The 14,617-nt window shown below is 31.4% G+C and carries 16 protein-coding genes; 11 read left to right on the top strand and 5 right to left on the bottom strand.

The window, feature by feature from the left end; genetic code table 11:
* Positions 1-137: 137 nt before the first annotated feature.
* Genes CBE70_RS00260 through trmL form a run of 11 tightly spaced genes read left to right on the top strand, consistent with a single transcriptional unit; the run spans position 138 to position 10,919 of the window.
* Entirely contained in the window at positions 138-1,088 is a 951-nt protein-coding gene (locus CBE70_RS00260) for a glycosyltransferase family 2 protein (RefSeq protein ID WP_100157738.1), read from the top strand.
* Positions 1,081-2,316, top strand: coding sequence for an oligosaccharide flippase family protein (locus CBE70_RS00265; RefSeq protein ID WP_100157739.1), 1,236 nt, complete (start codon positions 1,081-1,083; stop codon positions 2,314-2,316). Before CBE70_RS00260 ends, CBE70_RS00265 begins: the two co-directional genes overlap by 8 nt.
* Before the next feature lies 1 nt (position 2,317).
* A complete protein-coding gene (locus tag CBE70_RS18650; protein ID WP_100157740.1) occupies positions 2,318-3,412 on the top strand; it encodes an EpsG family protein in 1,095 nt (364 codons plus the stop codon).
* A 1-nt stretch (position 3,413) separates the two neighbouring features.
* On the top strand, positions 3,414-4,514 hold the full coding sequence (locus tag CBE70_RS00275) for a glycosyltransferase (RefSeq protein ID WP_100157741.1): 1,101 nt from the start codon (positions 3,414-3,416) through the stop codon (positions 4,512-4,514).
* 13 nt (positions 4,515-4,527) lie between these two features.
* Positions 4,528-5,565, top strand: coding sequence for a polysaccharide biosynthesis protein (locus CBE70_RS00280; protein WP_100157742.1), 1,038 nt, complete (start codon positions 4,528-4,530; stop codon positions 5,563-5,565).
* Entirely contained in the window at positions 5,566-6,441 is an 876-nt protein-coding gene (locus CBE70_RS00285; RefSeq protein ID WP_100157743.1) for a dTDP-4-dehydrorhamnose reductase family protein, read from the top strand.
* Positions 6,438-7,565 carry a non-hydrolyzing UDP-N-acetylglucosamine 2-epimerase gene (wecB, locus tag CBE70_RS00290; protein WP_100157744.1) on the top strand — a complete coding sequence of 376 codons (1,128 nt, stop codon included), beginning with the start codon at positions 6,438-6,440 and terminating at the stop codon, positions 7,563-7,565. The genes CBE70_RS00285 and wecB overlap by 4 nt, the downstream gene beginning before the upstream one ends.
* The gene (locus CBE70_RS00295) at positions 7,553-8,779 is read left to right on the top strand and encodes a glycosyltransferase family 4 protein (protein WP_232797314.1); all 1,227 of its coding nucleotides are present in this window, start codon (positions 7,553-7,555) and stop codon (positions 8,777-8,779) included. Before wecB ends, CBE70_RS00295 begins: the two co-directional genes overlap by 13 nt.
* Complete coding sequence (locus CBE70_RS00300; RefSeq protein WP_100157745.1) at positions 8,776-9,177, top strand: WbuC family cupin fold metalloprotein; 402 nt, start codon at positions 8,776-8,778, stop codon at positions 9,175-9,177. The genes CBE70_RS00295 and CBE70_RS00300 overlap by 4 nt, the downstream gene beginning before the upstream one ends.
* A 60-nt stretch (positions 9,178-9,237) precedes the next feature.
* A complete protein-coding gene (locus CBE70_RS00305; RefSeq protein ID WP_100157746.1) occupies positions 9,238-10,404 on the top strand; it encodes a nucleotide sugar dehydrogenase in 1,167 nt (388 codons plus the stop codon).
* Positions 10,405-10,415: 11 nt separating this feature from the next.
* Positions 10,416-10,919, top strand: coding sequence for a tRNA (uridine(34)/cytosine(34)/5-carboxymethylaminomethyluridine(34)-2'-O)-methyltransferase TrmL (gene trmL / locus CBE70_RS00310; RefSeq protein WP_036933349.1), 504 nt, complete (start codon positions 10,416-10,418; stop codon positions 10,917-10,919).
* Between the two features lie 72 nt (positions 10,920-10,991).
* Here the strand turns inward: trmL and CBE70_RS00315 are convergent, their stop codons facing one another.
* The 5 genes from CBE70_RS00315 to CBE70_RS00335 form a co-directional block, all read right to left on the bottom strand.
* Entirely contained in the window at positions 10,992-11,549 is a 558-nt protein-coding gene (locus CBE70_RS00315; protein ID WP_100157747.1) for a serine acetyltransferase, read from the bottom strand.
* A complete protein-coding gene (cysE, locus tag CBE70_RS00320; RefSeq protein WP_100157748.1) occupies positions 11,549-12,370 on the bottom strand; it encodes a serine O-acetyltransferase in 822 nt (273 codons plus the stop codon). Before cysE ends, CBE70_RS00315 begins: the two co-directional genes overlap by 1 nt.
* A gap of 156 nt (positions 12,371-12,526) precedes the next feature.
* Positions 12,527-13,543, bottom strand: coding sequence for an NAD(P)H-dependent glycerol-3-phosphate dehydrogenase (gene gpsA / locus CBE70_RS00325; RefSeq protein WP_100157749.1), 1,017 nt, complete (start codon positions 13,541-13,543; stop codon positions 12,527-12,529).
* Positions 13,543-14,013, bottom strand: coding sequence for a protein-export chaperone SecB (secB, locus tag CBE70_RS00330; RefSeq protein ID WP_006534205.1), 471 nt, complete (start codon positions 14,011-14,013; stop codon positions 13,543-13,545). Before secB ends, gpsA begins: the two co-directional genes overlap by 1 nt.
* Before the next feature lie 69 nt (positions 14,014-14,082).
* On the bottom strand, positions 14,083-14,520 hold the full coding sequence (locus tag CBE70_RS00335; protein WP_100157825.1) for a rhodanese-like domain-containing protein: 438 nt from the start codon (positions 14,518-14,520) through the stop codon (positions 14,083-14,085).
* Positions 14,521-14,617: the final 97 nt, after the last annotated feature.

Genomic DNA, 14,617 nt, shown 5'->3' on the forward strand with positions numbered 1-14,617 from the left:
TTTTGCATATTGTTAAAATATGCTTATATAATAAAGCTCTTATATTACAATCAGATAGGAGCTTTTCGAGATAAATTTTGGCGCTCTGGGGGCCGTAAACCCAGTGCGGTAGCTTTGTTTAATTACGAGAATCCGAAGTGAAAAATCAAACTTCAGTATCCATAATAATTCCAGCATATAATGCAGAAAAATGGATAGAAAGATGCATAAAATCATGCATTAACCAAACTTATAAGAATATTGAAATAATTATAATAAATGATGGTAGCCAAGATAATACAGATGAGTTATGTCAATATTATGTTTCTATGGATAATAGAATTATCTATAAAAACATAGATAATGTGGGTGTATCAAACGCAAGAAAACTTGGCTTAGATATATCTAATTCATCATATATACTATTTTTAGATAGTGATGATTATATTAATAATGACTGTATAGAAATTTTAATTTCATATAAAGATTACGACTTAATTATTGGTCAAGCAAATTATGTAAACAATCATAATGAAATATTATCTAACACTAAATATGAGATTAAAAAAAATATAATATCTAGTTATCTAAGAGGAAAACTACCAACCTCTTTATGGCCAATATTATTTAAAAAAAAGATTTTAGATGAAGAATACTTAGTATCAAATTTAAAAGTAAGTGAAGATTTCATCATTCTATCCAGAATAATAACAAAAACTAAAAAAATCAAAGTTATTAATGATAAAGTCTATAACCAAGTTAGACATAATTTGAGTACTACCGCGAATCTTACTAATGAAAAATTTAGAGATCATTATAATGCGCATAAATTCGTTGAAGAGATATTTACAAGCAAATTAAATGAAAGATACAAAAAAGATATTGACATCTTCCAATTAAATCATTTATATAATTTAATTGTTATCTTTTCACCATATATTAAACTCCACGAGAAAACAATAAATACAAGAAATTTTTTTCTAAAAAATATTTCAATAAAAAAGAAATTATTATTAACACTTTATTTTTTAGGTATTTTTAATAAAAAAAATTACTTCCTAATCATGAAATTATTAAAGAAATTAAAATATAAAAATTCACATGAATAATCTAATAAAAAATTCCTTATTCCTTCTTGGCATGCAAGGCATAAATTATCTTATTCCCTTAATATCATTACCATACTTAACAAGAAAATTAGGATTCTATGAATATGGAATGATAAGTACAGCATTAAATATAATTTTATATTTGATGCTATTCATAGATTTTGGATTTAATTTTAGTACAACAAAAGACATTGCCAAGAGTAGAAATAACAAATTAAAAATACAAAGAATATATTCAGCAACAATCTATTCAAAGATAATAATAGCAAGTATTTCTATTTTAATACTATTAATTCTTATTAGAGGCTTTCAATTATTTAATGATATTGAGTCATTAATTTATGTTATGTTGCCACAATTGATTTACGCAATTTTCTTTCCATTATGGTTATATCAGGGATTAGAGAAAATATCATTTATATCAATTTGTTCTGTAGTTAGTAAAATTATTACTCTACCATTACTATTTTTCTATGTTAAAGATAAAAATGATATATATATAGCTGGAATAATACTAAGTTGGTCTTATTTACTTCCACTAATAATCAATTATTTTTACTTACACAAAAATCTACCTTATATTAAAATAGAAAAAATTAATTTTAGCCTAGTATTATCAATATTAAAAAAATCTTCTATTATTTTCTGGGGTAGTATATCAATCAGTCTTTACACACTAAGCACTCCGATCATTTTAAGCTTAGTAAGCAATTATGATCAAGTGGGAATATTTACTGCAACAGATAAATTAAGAATAGCGTGTATTGGAATATTTCTAATTTTAGGTCAAGCAATTTACCCTAGAGTCAATATTCTATTATCTGAAAGTAAGAAAAAATATAATTTATTTATAAAAAAAATAATTATATACCAAATTTCATTTTGCAGTATAACATCTTTATTATTTTTTTTATTAATGCCATATCTAGCTCCAATATTATTGGGTAATACTTTTATTGAAATGAAGCTTATTATTCAATTAATGTCACCAATGATAATATTAATCCCATTATCAGTAATAATATCAAATTTTATATTACTTCCACATGGAATGAATAAAATTTATGCTATCATTCCTACTATTACTTTATTTTTCCATATTATATATACAATACCTTTAAGTGAAAATTACGGTGCGATAGGAAGTAGTATTGCTATTTTAATAACTGAGATTATTAGTCTATCATTATTACTAATATCTTATTTCTTTTTTATAAAAAACAAATAATATGAACATATTATATCTTTCATTAATATTATTAGTTATTTCTACTTTGGAATTTTTCAATAAAAAAAATATATTCTATTTTGTTATAGCGACTATACTTATATATTTTCATATTGGACTATCATATAAATTAGGTGTTGATTGGATTGAATACTATTCATTATATGAAAACATTTCAAATTATGAAAATTATGAAATTGGATTTTCTTGGCTATCTAAGTTCTTTAGTTATATAAATATAAACTTTTGGGTATTTGTTTTTGCTATTAAATTTATTTTTTTAACATCGTTATTTGCACTAATAAAAAAATATTGCCTTTATCCAACAACCGCAATTACATTTATACTTATATTCCTCTTCCCATTTATAAACGATCCTCTTCGTCAATTAATAGCCACATCTATTTTATTTCTTGGTATATTAATGAACAAATCAAAAATTAGCTACAAAAATATAATTTTTGGTTTTTTATTCCACTCTTCATATATTCTTATATTATTCATAAAACTTCAATTTATAAAAAGAAAGCAACTTGTAAAAATATCTATTTTATTTGTATTCTTATCTTTACTATTAATTCACAACTTTCACTATCTATTACTACTAGGAGATAACTTCATAATTAAAAAGATTTATTTCTATCTTACTTATGCAGTTCAACCTAATATTTACTCTCTATTTATAAGAATAATATTTTTATATTTTGTATGTTTTAATAAACATGTAGATTTAATTAATAAAAAAATATTAACAAACAGCGTATATATAAATTTTTGGATGTTATCATTCTTATTACTTCTAGTTGAACTGTTAGCATTTCAATTCCCATTATTATCTCAAAGATTAAGGATTTATTTATCTCCATTCCCATTCATTTTATTTCTAAATTATATTTACTTTTTAAAGGATATAATTTTTAAATCTACATTATTGCTTATTATTTTTTTATATTTATATGCAACTTTATTTAGTTTTATGAGTGGTCCTATGGGTTCATTTTATTCATTAGAAAATAATATTGTTATACAATTTCTTCTTGATTTTCCGCCTAATGATATTGAGGAAAATATCCGTAACTTTTGGTTAACTAACTAATATGAAGAAAAAAATACTTATTCTTGCAACTACAGCTAAGGAAGCTGGTGCTTTATCTATCTTAAAAGATTTTATCCAAGAATTAAATGATGTTTATTTATATGATATTTTCATTCATTCATCTGTTATAAATGAGCTCCCCAAAAAAGATAATGTAAATTATATTATTTTAGATATCTCATCCTGGATAAAGAGAATTTTTTATGATTTTTATAAATATCCAATAATTAATGAAAAAAAATATTCTCTCTGTATTAATTTTCAAAATATCCCCATCAGAACAAATATAAAACAAATAGTATATTACCACCAAGCAATCCCCTTTAGTGAAATTAAATTTTCCCCATTCAAAAAGTCATCAAGAAAATTATGGCTATACAAAAATTTTTACCTTCTTTTTTTTAGAATGAATATAAATTACTTAAACTATCTCATAGTACAAGCAGAATGGATGAAGGAGTCAGTTCATTCAAAGTTTAATCTGCCTAAAGAAAAAACATTCATTATCGAACCTAAGGTAAATATTTTATATAATGAAGATAATATTTTTGATGAAGAAGATATAAAACATCATAATATATTATTTTATCCTGCCTATGGACATGAATATAAAAATCATAAAATAATAATTGATTCAATTAAAAATATTGGAATAGACTATCTTAAAAAACATAGCATTAAAATAATATTCACAATAGATAAGGAACATAACTTAGCAAAAGATATAATAAATACACCTCTAGAAGAGTATTTTTTATTTATAGGAAAGATTTCTAGAGAAAAAGTTTTTTATTATTATAGATTATCTAGTATTATTTTATTCCCTAGCACTCTAGAAACCTATGGTTTACCTTTAAAAGAGGCATCTCTTCTAAATAAGAATATCATTGCATCTAGACTTCCTTATGCTAAAGAAGTTTTAAAAGACTATGATAAAGTCACATTCTGTTGCCCATACAATAAAGTAGATTGGGCATCAGAGATAAAAAATTTTATAGAAAATAATTTAAATATTCATGATTCAAGTGAAAATGAAATAGAAAAAAAATTAAATTCTAATAATAATTTTTTAATATTAATAGAAAAATTAATTAAAGAATAAAAGGAATAATTTAATGTTCAAAAATAAAGTACTTTTAATCACAGGTGGTACTGGCTCTTTTGGTAATGCTGTATTACGTCGTTTTTTGAATACAGATATAAAAGAAATTCGTATATTTTCTCGTGATGAAAAAAAACAAGATGATATGCGAAAATTATTTAAATCAGATAAGTTGAAATTCTATATTGGTGATGTTAGAGATTATCAAAGTGTTGCTAATGCCATGCGTGGCGTAGATTACGTATATCATGCAGCAGCATTAAAACAAGTACCATCCTGTGAATTCTATCCACTAGAAGCAGTAAAGACTAATGTATTAGGAACAGAGAATGTATTAGAAGCTGCAATCACATTCGGAGTTAAACGTATCGTTTGTTTAAGTACAGATAAAGCCGTTTATCCAATAAATGCAATGGGTATATCAAAAGCAATGATGGAAAAAGTCATTGTTGCTAAAAGTAGAAATTTGGAACACACCAATACCACAATTTGCTGTACTAGATATGGAAATGTGATGGCATCCAGAGGATCCGTTATTCCGTTATTTATTCGACAAATCGTCAACAATGAACCAATTACTATCACTAATCCAGAAATGACCCGTTTTATGATGACATTAGATGATGCTGTAGATCTCGTGTTACATGCATTTAAAAATGGTCAAAATGGTGATATTTTCGTACAAAAAGCACCTGCAGCGACAATTAATACTCTAGTTAATGCGTTGTTAGAAATAACAGAAAAACCAGATCACAAAGTTAATATCATTGGTACTCGCCACGGTGAAAAACAATTCGAAGCTTTATGCAGCCGAGAAGAAATGTTTGTTGCTCAAGAGCAAGGTAACTATTATCGAATTCCTGCTGACAATCGGGACTTGAATTATTCAAAATACTTTGAAAAAGGTGAAAGAAATTTAGCCACTATTGAAGATTATAATTCACATAATACTCAACGTTTAGATGTTAAAGGTATGAAAGAACTTCTTAGAAAACTTGATTTCATAAGAGAAATTGAATCTGGAAATATTATTGTTCCCGAAGGTGTTTAAATGTTAAATATTTATATTTTAGGTGCCAGTGGCATGCTGGGTTATAGTATTTTCTCCAACTTATCTGAATATAAAGGTTTTAATGTTTTCGGTACAGTTAGAAATATAAAAAATAAAGGAAATTATTTTTCTGAATTCAAAAATAAAATTATAGAAGATATTGACATTTCTAATTTAGCCTCTCTTGAAAATTTATTTCAAAAAAATAAACCAGATATTGTCATTAACTGCATTGGATTAATAAAACAACATAGTATTTCTAAACAATATATCCAAGCGATAAAAGTAAATGCTTTATTACCTCACGAATTAGCCCATATTTGTGACAAATATCAAGCAAAGTTAATTCATTTTTCCACAGACTGTGTTTTTGACGGAAAATCAGGTAATTATCAACAAACTGATATCCCTACAGCAACCGATCTTTATGGTAGAACCAAATACCTAGGTGAGGTCGCTTATGGAAAACATTTAACTTTACGAACATCAATTATAGGCCACGAATTATCTTCAAGCGTTAGCTTAGTAAATTGGTTTTTAAATCAGAAAGATCAAGTAAATGGATATACTAAAGCTATTTTTTCTGGTTTTCCGACATGTTATATAGCAAAGTTGTTAGCTGAAAAAATAATACCGAATAAAAATTTAAATGGTTTATACCATTTATCAAGTGAACCAATTGACAAATATACACTATTATCAGATATTGCGGCTATTTATCATAAAGATATTATTATAAATCCATCGGAAGATCTTGTTATAGACCGCTCGCTTAATTCAACGCTTTTACGTGATAAGATTAATTTTACTCCACCATCATGGAATGAATTAATCAAAGACATGTATGAAGATTACAATAAAAGGTATAAAAAGTGAAAAAATTAAAGATTGCAACGATAGTAGGTACACGCCCAGAGATAATTAGATTATCGCGTATAATAAATAAATTAGATAACTATTGTGAACATATTCTTATTCATACAGGTCAAAATTATGATTATGAATTAAATCAAATATTCTTTGATGACCTAGAAATCAGAGCTCCAAATATTTTTCTTGAATGTGCGGGTTCATCTGCCGCTGAAACTATGGCTCAAGTAATCAGTAAGTCTGATAAAGTGTTTGCTGAACTTAAACCTGATGCAATACTAATATTAGGTGATACAAATAGCGCCCTTTCTGCAATTTCAGCCAAAAGAAAGAAAATTCCCATTTTTCATATGGAGGCAGGTAATCGTTGTTTTGATCTTCGGGTTCCTGAAGAAATCAACAGAAAAATAGTTGATCATATTTCTGATGTTAATCTTCCTTACAGCGATATTGCAAGAGAATATTTACTTCGAGAAGGAATTAGCCCTGATTTAATAGTAAAAACAGGCAGCCCTATGGATGAAGTATTAGAATTCTACAAAGATAAAATTGCATCATCTAATATATTAAAAAATCTAAATTTATCTGCAGGACAATATTTCTTAGTCAGTATGCATAGAGAGGAAAACGTTGATTCAAAAGAAAATATAAAAAACTTTGTTGATACTTTAGATTCTCTCGCAAAAAAATACAGTTTCCCAATTATTATATCCACACACCCAAGAACAAGAAAAAAAATAGAAGAATTAAAACTATCATTTAATCCATTAGTTCATTTAATGAAGCCTTTAGGTTTTTCTGATTATGTACATCTACAAACTAAAGCTAAAGTTGTCTTAAGTGATAGTGGAACTATTACTGAAGAATCTTCAATTTTAAACTTTCCTGCCATTAATATAAGAGAGGCTCAGGAAAGACCCGAAGGTTTTGAAGAGGGTGCAGTGATGTTCACAGGAATGAATACAGAAAGAATTTTACAAGCTATATCCATACTTGAGAACCAACCAAGAGGAAATTTACGTCTAATTAATAAAGTTAATGATTATATTGCACCAAATGTATCTGAAAAAGTACTAAGGACTATCATTAGCTATACAGATTATGTTAATCGAGTAATATGGAAAAAGTAAAACTACAGCTTGCTTTAATCATTGATGACTATTTGCCCCACAGTACTCGAGTTGGGGCAAAGATGTTTCATGAATTAGCATTAGAGCTACAATCCCTCGGGCACCATATTACAATTATTACGCCAAACAAAGATCAATCAACTCGTTTATACATTGATAATTTAGATGGTATTTCGGTTTGGCGTTTTAAAAATGGCCCAATTAAAGATATAAAAAAAATACCTAGAGCAATTAATGAGTCACTACTTTCTTATAATGCTTGGAAAGCAATCAAACCTTTAGTTAATAAAAATTCCTTTGATGGAATAATTTACTATTCTCCCTCCATATTTTGGGGAAATTTAGTTAATAAACTAAAGAAAAAATGTCAGTGTCCTGCCTATTTAATATTAAGGGATTTATTTCCCCAATGGATTGTTGATGCAGGTATTTTAAAACAAGGTTCATTAATCGAACAATACTTTCGTTTTTTTGAACGTTACTCCTATAAACAAGCATCAATAATAGGATTAATGTCTCAAAAGAATCTAGACTATTTTTATAATTATGAGAAAAATAAAGATTTTAAATGTGAAATATTAAGGAATTGGGCAAATACTTCTCCAATAACTATTGAAAGTAGTAAATATATTTCAATACGTGAATCTTTAAACTTACAAAATAAAACTATTTTCTTTTATGGTGGAAATATTGGTCATGCCCAAGATATGGGTAATTTGATGCGACTAGTAAAGAAAATGAATATATATCCTGATGCTCATTTTCTTTTTATTGGGCAAGGCGATGAAGTTGAATTAATCAAGGCATTAGCTAAAAAATGGGATTTAAATAATTTTAGTTATTTACCTTCAGTTAACCAAGAAGAATTTAAATTAATTCTTAAAGAAATTGATATTGGTTTATTCTCATTAGCTTCTCATCATTCTGCACATAATTTCCCAGGAAAATTACTAGGATATATGGCTAATCATATTCCTATATTAGGTAGTGTTAATGAAGGAAACGACTTACAAGAACTAGTAAATAAAGAAATGGCAGGCTTTATTCATATAAATGGTGAAGACGATAATTTATTTGAATCAGCTAAAAAACTCTACCTTGATATAGAACTACGAAAAAAATGTGGAAATGACGCCTATGCCTTATTATGTAAAGAATTTTCTGTTACCTCAATAGCAGAAACAATTGTAACTAGGCTAAGGTTATTAGAATGAAATATATAGATAAAGTATCATTAGATAACTTATATAACGAAGCAGAGAAATCAGAAAGGCTACGTTCCCATTTATTATTACATAAATCCCATGAAGACAAAGTACAACGTCTACTGATTGCTTTAGTGAAAGGTAGCTATGTTGAACCACATTATCACGAATTGTCTCATCAATGGGAAATGTTTGTTATTTTAGAAGGAAAAGTCGAAATTACTTTGTATGATCATATGGGTTCAATAATAGAAAATTTTTTAGCAGGAGAAAATACTGACATCTCCATTGTTAACTTAGAACCAAATGAAGTACATAGTATTAAATGTATTTCCCCACAAGCATTAATGCTAGAAGTAAAAGAAGGTCCTTTTGATCCTAATTATGCTAAAAAATTCTTAATTTAATAGATCCACTTACTATTTATAATATACCTATAAAATTAGGTTAATCTTAAAGGTCTATTTATGAAAATCACCATATCCGGAACCGGCTATGTCGGTCTATCTAACGGAATACTTCTTTCCCAAAACAACAAAGTTGTTGCGTTAGATATCAATAAAGAAAAAGTTGAATTACTGAATAAAAAAATCTCTCCAATTACAGATAAAGAAATTGAAGAGTTTTTAGCAACCAAAGAGCTCGACTTTACAGCAACATTAGATAAAGAATTCGCTTATAAAGATGCGGATTTTGTTATCATTGCAACGCCAACCGATTACGATCCTAAAACAAACTATTTCAACACCTCTTCTGTAGAGTCTGTGATCCGTGATGTTTTAGAATATAATCCCAATACCACAATGATTATTAAATCAACAATTCCTGTTGGTTTTACCAAAGAAATGAGAGAGAAATATAATACCAATAATATTATTTTTTCTCCTGAATTCTTACGTGAAGGTCGTGCGCTTTACGATAACTTATACCCTTCTCGTATTGTGATTGGCGAGCAATCAGAAAGAGCACAAAAATTTGCTGACCTTTTACAACAAGGCGCATTAAAGAAAGATATTGATGTTCTTTTTACTGATTCCACAGAAGCGGAAGCGATTAAATTATTTGCTAATACTTATCTCGCACTGCGTGTTGCTTACTTTAATGAGCTAGACAGCTATGCCGAATCTTATGGACTGAACTCAAGACAAATCATTGAAGGTGTCTGCTTAGATCCGCGTATTGGTAATCATTATAATAATCCATCATTCGGTTACGGTGGTTACTGCTTACCAAAAGATACAAAGCAGCTGTTAGCAAACTACGACTCTGTACCTAATAATATTATTAGTGCAATCGTTGAAGCTAACCGCACACGTAAAGACTTTATTGCAGACTCTATTATCGCAAAATCACCCAAAATCGTGGGTGTTTATCGTTTAATTATGAAATCTGGCTCCGATAATTTCCGCTCATCTTCAATCCAAGGCATTATGAAACGAATCAAAGCCAAAGGCATTGAAGTGGTGATTTATGAACCAGAAATGAAAGAAGATACTTTCTTTAATTCAAGATTGATCCGTGATTTAAATGAGTTCAAAGCTATGTCTGATGTCATTATTACTAATAGAATGTCATCAGTGCTAAACGATGTTGAAGAAAAAGTTTATACTCGTGACCTCTTTGGTAACGATTAAATCGATTTCATATGCTCAATATCGTCTTATTTGAACCCGAAATTCCACCGAATACGGGTAATATTATTCGCCTGTGTGCTAACACAGGCTTTCATCTTCATTTGATCCAACCACTGGGTTTCACTTGGGATGATAAACGCCTACGCCGTGCAGGGCTTGATTATCGTGAGTTTGCTGATATTAAACAGCATCACGATTACTATGCTTTTTTAGAAAGTGAAGGTTTAAATCCTGATAATGCACAATCGCCGACAGGTGCGCGTGTATTTGCGTTAACGACAAAAGGGACACCAGCACATAGTAATGTGAGCTATCAAGATGGAGATTATCTCCTGTTTGGGCCTGAAACTCGCGGTTTACCGCCTTATGTGTTGGATAATATGCCAACACAACAGAAAATCAGAGTTCCAATGCTTGCCGATAGCCGTAGTATGAACCTGTCAAATACAGTTGCCGTTGTAGTTTTCGAGGCATGGCGTCAACTAGGTTATCCTGGTGCATTGTTAAGAGACTGAAATGTAAAAAGCGCTGATCATAAATAATGAGCAAGCGCTTTTTTAATTTTAAATGACTACCATTTTAATTTATTACATTGAGGGTTGTTTTATTTCGGCAACGACTTTTGTAATATAGCGACACCCTTCTCCCACATCCTTTAATACTAATGCGTGAGCACCAATTACCGCATTATCGCCTATCTCAATCTCTCCGCCAATAATCGATGAGTTACAGCCAATATAAACGTTATTACCAACTCGAATATCCGCTTTACCATTCTTCTCTTTTACACCAATTGTTACGCCTTGCATTAAAGTCACATTTTCACCTAACTGACAGTAATTAGTCAGTACAATCCCTATGGGATGAGGTAATGAAAGACCTTTTCCTATACGAGTTCTTAGTGAGATATCGTTGCAATACTTACGATTATTGTTAGCACCAATGCGAGTGCCTAATTTTTTAATGAAGCGATTGTTAGAGAAATAAAAGAATTGTGCAACACGCCACCAAAAAAGATAACGTGAACGTTGGCAGAAAAATACGCGGTGAAAAAGTCTTATCCAACTAAAAGGCTTGTTATCACCGATATATTCAGCGTGTAAACAAGCCTTAAGTTCAGAAAGTGTAACTTCTGTTAATGCCATTAAATCCCATCACCACATTCAAAACCAGGCACCACACCATTAAAGTGTTGATCCATATCGAGTGAAGGTTTGTCGCTCGTCGGTTTCCCCACAATGCGAGCGGGAACACCAGCAACCGTGGTATGTGCAGGAACTTCATGTAATACCACAGATCCTGCACCAATTTTAGCACCACGACCAATCTCGATATTGCCAAGTATTTTAGCACCCGCACCAATCATTACACCTTCGCGTACTTTAGGATGGCGATCGCCACAGGTTTTACCTGTTCCGCCTAAAGTCACAGATTGTAAAATAGAAACATCATTCTCTACGATAGCGGTCTCACCAATCACAATACCCGTTGCATGATCGAGCATAATACCGTGTCCAATGCGGGCTGCTGGATGAATATCGACACCAAAAGTAACAGATATTTGATTTTGTAGGTAAATAGCAAGTGCTTTACGATCTTGGTTCCATAGCCAATGAGCAATACGATAAGCTTGCAATGCATGGAAACCTTTTAAATAAAGCAGGGGTGTGGAGTATTTATCAACTGCGGGGTCACGTAAACGAACGGCAGAAATATCATAAGCTGCACATTCAATCATAGAAGCATCACTACGATATGCTTCTTCAACAATTTCACGTACTGCAATCGCAGGCATAGTTTGAGTTGCTAGCTTGTTTGCCAACATATAACTTAAGGCACTGCCTAAATTTTCATGCTTGAGTAATGTCGCATGGAAGAAGCTTGCCAAAATCGGCTCGCAATCTGCCAAACATTTTGCTTCATTTTTAATATGATCCCAGACTTTTTTTAGTTCTTCTAGCGACATACTCACTCTCATTCTTTTTACATTGAAGCCTAAGTAGATACTTAGGCTTCTTATGTTTAAAACCGAAACAGATATCTTAAATCGATATTTTGATCTAACACCTTAAGCCAATGCCTTAAGCTAATACATCAAAACAAGCAATTGTCTAAAATAGACTTAGAAAAGATTGCTGTCTATCTCATCTTTCGTTGCACGGCCTAATAAAGATAATGCCGCTTCTTTGGCGTCTTTATGCTGATATAAAATTTGGTAGATCTGCTCCGTGATAGGCATTTCAACACCGACTTGTTCTGCTAATGCACGAACTTCTTTGGTATTGCGATAACCTTCGACTACCTGCCCGATTTTCTCTTGGGCCGTATCAACATCTAAACCTTGACCTAGCATCATACCGAATCGACGATTACGAGATTGGTTATCTGTACAGGTTAAGACTAAATCACCTAACCCTGCCATTCCCATAAAGGTTGCGGCATCAGCACCTAAAGCCTTACCTAGGCGGCTCATCTCAGCAAGACCACGGGTAATAAGCGCTGTACGTGCATTAGCGCCAAAGCCCATACCATCAGACATACCCGCGCCAATAGCAATCACGTTTTTTACCGCACCACCCAGTTGAACACCAATAAAGTCAGGGTTTTTATAAACACGGAAGCTTTTGCCACAATGAAAAAGCTGCTGTAGCTCTTCAGAGAAGGTATTGTCCGTTGATGCCACAGAAATTGCAGTAGGTAATCCCGCAGCAAGTTCTTTAGCAAAAGTAGGACCGGATATAACTGCTAACGGGATTTCATTACCTAATACTTCACGCGCTACATCTTGCAACAAGCGACCAGTATGAGCCTCAAGTCCTTTTGTCGCCCAAACAACACGTGCATCCTGACGTAAAAAGGGGTTGATTTGTTGTAATACCTCACCAAAAACATGACTTGGGATCACAACCAGAATATTACGGCTGGCTTCAATCGCTTTTTGCAAAGAAGCTTCCATGTATAAACTATCAGGAAAAGAAACATCGGGCAGAAATGCCTGATTACAGCGTGCTTGTTGTAACGCAGAAACATGCTCAGGGTCGTGCCCCCAAAGCACAACATCATGCCCATTGCGCGCCAAGGTAATCGCTAAAGCGGTGCCGTATGAACCGGCACCGATAACTGTCATAGAAGCGTTCATTAAGCTTCTTCAGCCCCTTCATTAGCTGCATCAGTTTGTTGCTGTTGTAAATAGTTCATAAACAACGCATCAAAGTTAACTGGTGCTAAGTTCAGTTGTGGGAAAGTACCACGGCTGACTAAGTTAGTGATACATTCACGAGCATAAGGGAACAGAACGTTAGGGCAATATGCGCCTAAGCAATGTGCTAATTGAGTGCCTTCGATACCTTCAACGGTAAAGATACCTGCTTGTTGAACTTCACACAGGAATGCAGTTTCGTTATCCATTGTTGCGGTAACAGTAACGCGCAGAATAACTTCATAGACGTTTTCAGCTAAAGTATTAGAAGAAGTATCCAGATCTAATTTAACTTCTGGTTGCCACTCTTTTTGGAAAACTTGTGGGGCATTAGGCGCTTCAAAAGAGATATCTTTTGTATAGATACGTTGAATTTGAAAAGTCATCTCTTGGTTTTGCTGTTCTGACATAATAATCTTACCTTTTTATATCCTTATTAATTGAATAGCAGTAAGTATAGAACTCAATCTGCCCGCTCGTTACTTTTTACCTTTAGCCAGTGGTAAATTCTCACCACTCCAGCCTGAAAGACCATCTTTTAAGATAAAGACTTTTTCAAAACCGAGTTTAATTAGGTTTTCTGCAGGTTTTGCACCTTCAATACCTGATGGTGACACAACAATAACTGGCTGTGATTTATATTTCTCCAGCTCAGCAATATTATTATTTTTGATTTCAGAAGGCGTTAAATTGATAGAATCAATGATGTGCCCTTTACGGAACTCATCACGGCTACGGATATCAACACACACCGCATTCTCTTTGTTTATCAAAGAAATCGCTTCTGTACGGGAAATATTTTTCGTCTTAGAAAAAAGCCCTTTAAAGGTCAATACAATGACCGCCACCAGCAACGCGACCCAGACAAAACTTAACAGGGTGTGCCGGTTGAAAAATTGCATTACTTCTTGCAGCATAGGATGCAATCACTCTCGTTGGTTAAAAATAGTATCAAAGAGCCAAAGTATACCTTTGTCATGGCGCAATTACAGCCTATTCCTGCGTTTCTCTTTC

Source organism: Proteus columbae (assembly GCF_002777965.1).
Lineage (GTDB): Bacteria > Pseudomonadota > Gammaproteobacteria > Enterobacterales > Enterobacteriaceae > Proteus > Proteus columbae.

What these genes read in the sequence shown, in the direction of transcription:
- CBE70_RS00335 (WP_100157825.1), bottom strand. Translation starts at nt 14,520, where the DNA reads ATGCTGCAAGAAGTAATGCAATTTTTCAACCGGCACACCCTGTTAAGT.
- trmL (WP_036933349.1), top strand. Translation starts at nt 10,416, where the DNA reads ATGCTCAATATCGTCTTATTTGAACCCGAAATTCCACCGAATACGGGT.
- CBE70_RS00285 (WP_100157743.1), top strand. Translation starts at nt 5,566, where the DNA reads ATGTTAAATATTTATATTTTAGGTGCCAGTGGCATGCTGGGTTATAGT.
- CBE70_RS00315 (WP_100157747.1), bottom strand. Translation starts at nt 11,549, where the DNA reads ATGGCATTAACAGAAGTTACACTTTCTGAACTTAAGGCTTGTTTACAC.
- CBE70_RS00295 (WP_232797314.1), top strand. Translation starts at nt 7,553, where the DNA reads ATGGAAAAAGTAAAACTACAGCTTGCTTTAATCATTGATGACTATTTG.
- cysE (WP_100157748.1), bottom strand. Translation starts at nt 12,370, where the DNA reads ATGTCGCTAGAAGAACTAAAAAAAGTCTGGGATCATATTAAAAATGAA.
- CBE70_RS00275 (WP_100157741.1), top strand. Translation starts at nt 3,414, where the DNA reads ATGAAGAAAAAAATACTTATTCTTGCAACTACAGCTAAGGAAGCTGGT.
- CBE70_RS00300 (WP_100157745.1), top strand. Translation starts at nt 8,776, where the DNA reads ATGAAATATATAGATAAAGTATCATTAGATAACTTATATAACGAAGCA.
- CBE70_RS00305 (WP_100157746.1), top strand. Translation starts at nt 9,238, where the DNA reads ATGAAAATCACCATATCCGGAACCGGCTATGTCGGTCTATCTAACGGA.
- CBE70_RS18650 (WP_100157740.1), top strand. Translation starts at nt 2,318, where the DNA reads ATGAACATATTATATCTTTCATTAATATTATTAGTTATTTCTACTTTG.
- CBE70_RS00280 (WP_100157742.1), top strand. Translation starts at nt 4,528, where the DNA reads ATGTTCAAAAATAAAGTACTTTTAATCACAGGTGGTACTGGCTCTTTT.
- secB (WP_006534205.1), bottom strand. Translation starts at nt 14,013, where the DNA reads ATGTCAGAACAGCAAAACCAAGAGATGACTTTTCAAATTCAACGTATC.
- gpsA (WP_100157749.1), bottom strand. Translation starts at nt 13,543, where the DNA reads ATGAACGCTTCTATGACAGTTATCGGTGCCGGTTCATACGGCACCGCT.
- CBE70_RS00265 (WP_100157739.1), top strand. Translation starts at nt 1,081, where the DNA reads ATGAATAATCTAATAAAAAATTCCTTATTCCTTCTTGGCATGCAAGGC.